The sequence below is a fragment of the Candidatus Hydrogenedentota bacterium genome (assembly GCA_019695095.1).
Classification (GTDB): domain Bacteria; phylum Hydrogenedentota; class Hydrogenedentia; order Hydrogenedentales; family SLHB01; genus JAIBAQ01.
In genome coordinates, this window is sequence record JAIBAQ010000267.1 from 1 (window position 1) to 6458 (window position 6458).

General features: G+C 57.6%; 4 protein-coding genes. 3 read left to right on the forward strand and 1 reads right to left on the reverse strand.

What is annotated here, in order from left to right; translation table 11 throughout:
- The 3 genes from K1Y02_24390 to K1Y02_24400 form a co-directional block, all read left to right on the forward strand.
- A partial coding sequence (locus tag K1Y02_24390; GenBank protein MBX7259522.1) for a hypothetical protein occupies window positions 1-2250 on the forward strand: 2250 nt, incomplete at its 5' end.
- A gap of 143 nt (window positions 2251-2393) precedes the next feature.
- A complete protein-coding gene (locus K1Y02_24395; GenBank protein MBX7259523.1) occupies window positions 2394-4199 on the forward strand; it encodes a heparinase II/III-family protein in 1806 nt (601 codons plus the stop codon).
- 517 nt (window positions 4200-4716) lie between these two features.
- Complete coding sequence (locus tag K1Y02_24400) at window positions 4717-5427, forward strand: DUF1499 domain-containing protein (protein ID MBX7259524.1); 711 nt, start codon at window positions 4717-4719, stop codon at window positions 5425-5427.
- A gap of 13 nt (window positions 5428-5440) precedes the next feature.
- On the opposite strand, the gene K1Y02_24405 is transcribed toward K1Y02_24400, so the two are convergent.
- On the reverse strand, window positions 5441-6458 hold a 1018-nt coding region (locus tag K1Y02_24405; protein ID MBX7259525.1), incomplete at its 5' end, for a WG repeat-containing protein.

Here is a 6458-nt window from a genome sequence, read left to right on the forward strand (position 1 = left end):
CAGGAGGTCGCCTCGACACACACTATCCTTCAAGGCTTGCCCTCGGATGAGATTACCGGTATAGCGGTGGCAAACGGCGACATCCCTTATGTAGGCACTCCTTCGGGCCTGTTCACGTTTCCCGCTTCCGGAAGCGGCTGGATCCCTGTTTCAGAGGACACAAAGGGTTCGGTAACCGTGCTTGGCGAAGCTTCCAGCGGCGTTATCGCGGTTGTGGATGGCGCTATAGTCATCATTGACAAGGCGGGCACTCACAAACTCGGTCAGGCCCCAACCGGTACGATCCACGCCTTAGCAGCGAACGGTTCCAGTGCATTTGCCGGAACCGACTCTGGTCTCTACGTCATCGCTGACGGTAAGGCGGCTCCCGTCGACTCGCTCAATAAGCAGCTTGGCGGCAAGCCCGATGTATTTGCCCTCGCCATCGGACCTGACGGCATGAGCGCCGGTACCGCATCCGGCCTGTTTGAGTCGAGGGATGGCAAAGAATGGACCGCGCTTTACCCCGCCGATGACAAAGGCCGCAGTTGGGCTCCCCGCAACGTTCGTGGCGTGGCATACGACTCCAAAGGCCGCCTGTGGTTTGCCAGCCCGCAAGGCGCGGGTTGCCGCGACGGCGATACATGGACCCTTTACACCGGCGCCGAAGGTCTTCCCTACAACGACTTCACGTGCATGGCTGCCGGAGAAGACGGCGTTGTGTGGTTTGGCACGACGAAAGGCGCTATCCGTTACGACGGAACCGATTGGGAGTACCGCCAAGGGCGCCGCTGGTTGCCGGATGATCATGTTCGAGCCGTTGCAGTCAATGCCAATGGCGACGCAGGATTCGCTACATCCAAAGGTCTTGGCGTGATAGAACGTAAGCCGATGACGCTCGCCGAAAAGGCCGCGTTCTACGAAAGCGAAATCGACAAATACAACCGCCGGACGGAATACGGTTACGTACTTGAAGCAAGGCTTGAACGTCCCGGCGACAAATCGAAATGGTTCAATCACGACAGCGACAACGATGGGCTTTGGACGAGCATGTACGGTGCCGGCGAGTGTTTTGGCTATGCCGCTACAAAAGACCCCAAGATTAAGGAACGCGCAAAGAAAGCCTTCGAGGCGCTTCGTTTCCTGAGTGTCGCGCCCGTCGACGGCGAAGTGAAACAGCAACCCGGCTACGTCGCGCGCACCGTCGTGGAGACCACCGAGGAAGATCCGAACATTCACTACACCCTCGAAAAGCAACAGCGCGACCGCGACAAAGGCGACAAACTGTGGAAGGTGTACACACCGAGGTGGCCACTCACGAAAGACAAGAAGTACTGGTACAAGACCGACACGAGTTCCGATGAACTCGACGGCCACTACTTCTTCTACCCGCTCTACTACGACCTCGTCGCCGATACCGAAGAGGAAAAAGAGCGTGTCCGCGAAGTGGTTCGCAATCTCACCGACCATCTTCTCCGCAACGATTTCTGTCTCGTCGATTTCGACGGCACTCCAACCCGTTGGTCGGTCTACTCGCCAAAAGAGCTCAACCACAATCACATGTGGTACAGCGAACGCGGTCTCAAATCGCTCAGCATCTTGTCGTACCTCACCGTTGCCGAGCATATGACTGGCGATTCCAAATACAGCGACGCCATCAAGATGCTGCGCGAGCTGCACGCCTTCGATACAAACGCGATGGTCACGAAGATTCAGCGCGGTTTCGGCTCGGGGAACCAATCCGACGACGAGATGGCGTTCATGTGCTACTACAACCTCGTCAAATACACCAAAGACCCCGAGCTGAAGATGGAAATGGCCTACTCATTCTACAAGTATTGGATCCTCGAGTATCCCGAGATGAATCCCTTCTTCAACTTCGCCTTTGCTGCCGTGACTCCCGGTCCCGGATACGTGAATCCCTGGGGAACCTTCGACCTGTCCCCCTGGAAAGACTGGCTGGTCGATTCCGTGGACACTCTCAAGCGCTTCCCGCTCGATCGGCTCGATTGGTCGCACGACAACAGCGAACGGATCGATATCATTATGCTGCCGCGTCAACAGGCCCTCGAACCCTATGAACCCGATCACCGTGTCGATCGCGGATACAGGGTGAACGGCAAAGTGCTGCCCGTTGATGAACGTCACTTCAATCACTGGAACACCGATCCTTGGCAGCTGAAATACGGTGGCAACGGCAGCGGACTCGCCGACGGCGCCGTGTTCCTGCTCCCGTACTACATGGGGCTGTACCACGGCTTCATCAAATAGCGTCTGAATCCGCCACTGCAATTCAGCAGCATCATTCAGTAGCGCCGGCCTCGATGAGGCCGGCGTGCTGTTTTCTTACCATTGATGGTGGACACCTCGTTCTCACGAGGGTATTCTCATTCGGTAGCCAAAGGGGGTACGCAATGCGCATAGTTTCGCTTGGTCTCGTAGTAGGGATCGCCTCGGCAGTCTCGGCATGGGCCGCGGAGACAACGCTCCCCTATACGGTCGAGCAACTACAGCAGATACTGGCGAAACCCGCATCCGGCAACCTTATCCCAGAACTCGAATCGGTTGACACCTCCGCGCTTGCGCAAACGCCCCGCCTCGTTGCCTATTTCGAGGAAGCAGCGAGCAAACCCGCGGATATTCCGCTCACGACCTACACGCTCTATCGCCGTTTTCGCAAGACAGGCGAGCGCCCACCCTACGAGCGGCCCTACTTCGGTAAACGCGAATTGCTGACCAACGCCGTAATGGCCGCCTGGCTGAGCGACGACCCCTCAAAGATCGACCGCGTCAACGACCTCATCTGGAACGTCTGCGAAGAAACCACCTGGGTCGCGCCTGCACACGAAAGCGACAAGCCCTGGTTCATTGACCTATTCGCCGCCGAGACCGGCTCGGACCTTGCCCATGCGCTGTATGTGCTTGGGGATCGCCTGCCGGAAGAAGTGCGCAACCGCGTGCGCCACGAAATCGAGACGCGGATCTTCACGCCCTATCTTGAACACGCCCACGACTACTGGTGGGACTCCGGCCGCAACAATTGGACCGGCGTCTGCGCCGGTTCCGTCGGCGAAGCGTTTCTGTTGCTCGAAACCGACCCCGCCCGCTTGGCACAAGCGCTGTCGCTTGTCCTCGATCAACTTGCGCGCTTCGAACGCGTCGGATTCGAAGAAGACGGCGTCTGTCTCGAAGGCATCGGCTATTGGGTCTACGGCCTGACCCACTACGTCTCGTTCGCGGAAATGCTCCGCGTGCGCACCGGCGGCGCCATTGACCTGCTTGCTTCCCCCCGCATGAAAGCCATCGCTACCTACCCCGCCGCTGTCGCCCTCGACAAGAATGTGTTTGCGTCATTCGCCGATAGCCACGAACACGGCACCATTCCTCCCTATATGGCCACGCGGCTCGCCGAACGCACCGGCGTGCAGGCCCTGATGTCGCAAGTCGAAGAAAGCAACGGATTCCGTCTGGGCAAGACCCTTCGAGACTACCTCTGGGCCAAAGACCTTCCTGAAGTCGAGCCAATCATCGAGCCGGTATTCTTGCCCAATTCCGGTATCGCGAAACTTGTCGGAAGCGCATCCGGCAAACGCGTCGTGTTTGCCGTGAAAGCAGGAAACAACAACGAACCCCACAACAACAACGACGTCGGCAGCTTCATCCTTCGCGCAGGCGGCCAAACCTATCTCTGCGATCCCGGCGCGGGCCTCTACAGCAAAGACTATTTCAGCGCCAAACGCTATGAGAACATCTTCGCCAATTCATACGGACACAGCGTGCCACGCATCGGCGGGCAGCTACAGCCCGCGGGCGCGGACTACAAGGGGACGCTGGAGAAGCAGGGCGACAATACGTTGAAAGTGAATTTCGCCCGCGCCTATGAATTGCCCGAATTGACCGACGCCTCGCACACCTTCACACTGCAACCCGACGGCGTTCTCGTATTGGATGGAGACTATGCATTCAACGGCGCGGGGCTTGAAGTCGAGGAAGCGTTCATCACCTGGCTTGACGTGACCGTCGATGGCGCTACGGCCCGCATACAATCTCCTGAAGGAGCTCTGAGCATCACGGCGGATCAGGGCGAACTCCGTGCCGAACGCCTCGAAGAAGCCTGCAAAGCTAACAACAAAAGCCAAGTACTGACGCGCATCACGCTCGCCATACCCGCGGCCTCAAAAATACGTACACACTTCACATTCACGTACGGAACCCAATAGACCGGACTTCTCAAGAACTGACGTGAACGCGCTTGGTGACATACCCGTTTGCGGGAACTGAAGCGCAGGATGATGTAGTCCATGACAAGCGGAATTCCCCCAATCCACAAGGTGGGTGACCAAATCGCGACACCTGGCTCACCCAAGCTTGAACCCCGACCACAAAAAATGTTTATTATAGTGTACTAACCCGCATTTCTGAACGGGATTGCCGTGTTTTTGTCTGGAGGTAGTGGGTTCAGGTCGGTGGGTTGTGGGAGTTGGGCAGGTCCCAAGTAACAACGGCTCGCTCGAAAGTCACTAGTTACGATGAGACGTCCCTTCTTGGAACAGGCGGAATTGGACGGTCCTGGAATCTTGATTCGGCCTGTACCAGGTAGGCGCAGTAACGGCTTCGACTCTGTACGCGATGTGTGTCCGCGTGGACGGGTGTAATCGCTGAAGATGACTGCGATACGCGTTGTGAATCGGGTGGGGAAGTGACCATCCGAGTGGCATCTCGCGGGGGGGATGGGACATGACCGTGAATGTAGTAAGTGCTGTTCCGCTTCTTGTCCTCTTGGCTGGAGTCATTTTGGCGCATACGGGTGTGCTCTCTCCGCTTACGGGATATGCCACCTTTCTACTCAGTGTTCCCTTGGGACTGATCACGACAACTCTCGTTGTCGTTGGCCGCTCAAAAGGAATAGTGCGCACGGGGACTGTCCCCGCCACGATGTCGATGATGCCGCTAGTCTTGGTTGCGGCGGCGGCTTCGCCGGGCTTTCGACTTCCTCACGTAAACGACGTCACCACGGATACCGCCAATCCACCTCGGTATGCAAAGGCCGCGGAAATTCCCCAGAACATGGGCCGTAATCTCGATTTTCCGGCGGCCAATGCGTCACGAATATCGGCGGGTTACCCGGATCTCAAGCCATTGCGCGTGGACTTGACGAGTCGCGACGTGTATGGCGTTTACAACACGGCACGGGCACTTGCCGGAGACTGGGAAGGGTGGACCATTACGTATGAGAACCCGGAGCAGGGGATTATCGAGGGTTACGCGGAATCGTTCTTCTTCCGGTTTCGCGACGATATTACGATTCGCATTGTGCAGCATGGCGACGAGGCCATCGTCGACATGCGGTCCAAGTCGCGGGTGGGCAAGCACGATTACGGGGCCAATGCCCGGAGAATTCGCAATTATCTTCGGTCGATGAGGAATAGCCTGGGACTGCCTCACTAAGGACCGGCGTGGACTATGGCTTCACCAGAACGCGCGCAAGGCCAGCTCGAAAGGGGTAGGCCCGCAGGAATCTCGGGGCTATCGTAAACGCCCCGGATTTGTCGATGAATCCAAACCGGTCCGAGAGCTCTACCGCAGCCAAGCCTTCCGAAAATGGACGCGCCGTTTCGAATGCGGCGTCTATGACCGTCGTGCCCTCGGCATCCATGTATCCCCATTTCTGTTCAATCCGCACGGGGATGAGTTGCTCGGAGAGTGTGTCGATGTCTTCAAATGTTGGATTGAGGACGATGTTGCCCTTCGCGTCGATAAGGCCCCATCGGCCGTCGAGTTGAACCTGGGCGATGCCGTGGCTGAACCCTCGTGCCGCTTGGAAGCGCGGCTCAATCGCGAACGCCCCCGTTTTATCGATGAACCCGATCTTTCCGTCAAACATGACCGAGGCCAATCCCTCAGTGAATGGAGATGCCTGCTTGAACGACGGCGCAATTACCATCGCGCCCGTCTTATCGATAAACCCGTATTTGCCGTCTTTGCATACGGGCGCAAGGCCTTCTGAAAACGCGCCTGCCGGGTAGAACTGGGGCGGAATCACCATCGCGCCCGTCGCGTCGATGTAGCCGATTTGTCCGCTGACCATCGCTTGCGCCAGGCCCTCCGAGAAAGATCCCGTATCTTCAAATACAGCGGGAATCACGAGGCGCCCCGTCGTATCGATGAAGCCGTTACGTGTGTCGATGCGCACGGCGGCCAATCCTTCCGAGAAGTCGTACGCCATCTCGTACGTGGCAGGAATGACCAATGCGCCCGATTTGTCGATATAGCCGAACTTGGGCCGCTGGGCCGACATCTCGCGTTCTCGCGCGATGGCCCAGCTTCGGCGAACTGTCTCGACCGCGGCAACGGCCAGGACAATCAGCACCGTATAGAATACGATAGAACCCAGTCGTTTCATGGAGCGATTATATGCCCAACGTCCGTCAGGGCGTAACTGGACACGGAGCAGCATAGCCGCAACCACAAGAGACTCA

Coding starts and splice junctions, on each gene's coding strand:
- K1Y02_24400 (MBX7259524.1), top strand. CDS start 4,717: ATGACCGTGAATGTAGTAAGTGCTGTTCCGCTTCTTGTCCTCTTGGCT.
- K1Y02_24395 (MBX7259523.1), top strand. CDS start 2,394: ATGCGCATAGTTTCGCTTGGTCTCGTAGTAGGGATCGCCTCGGCAGTC.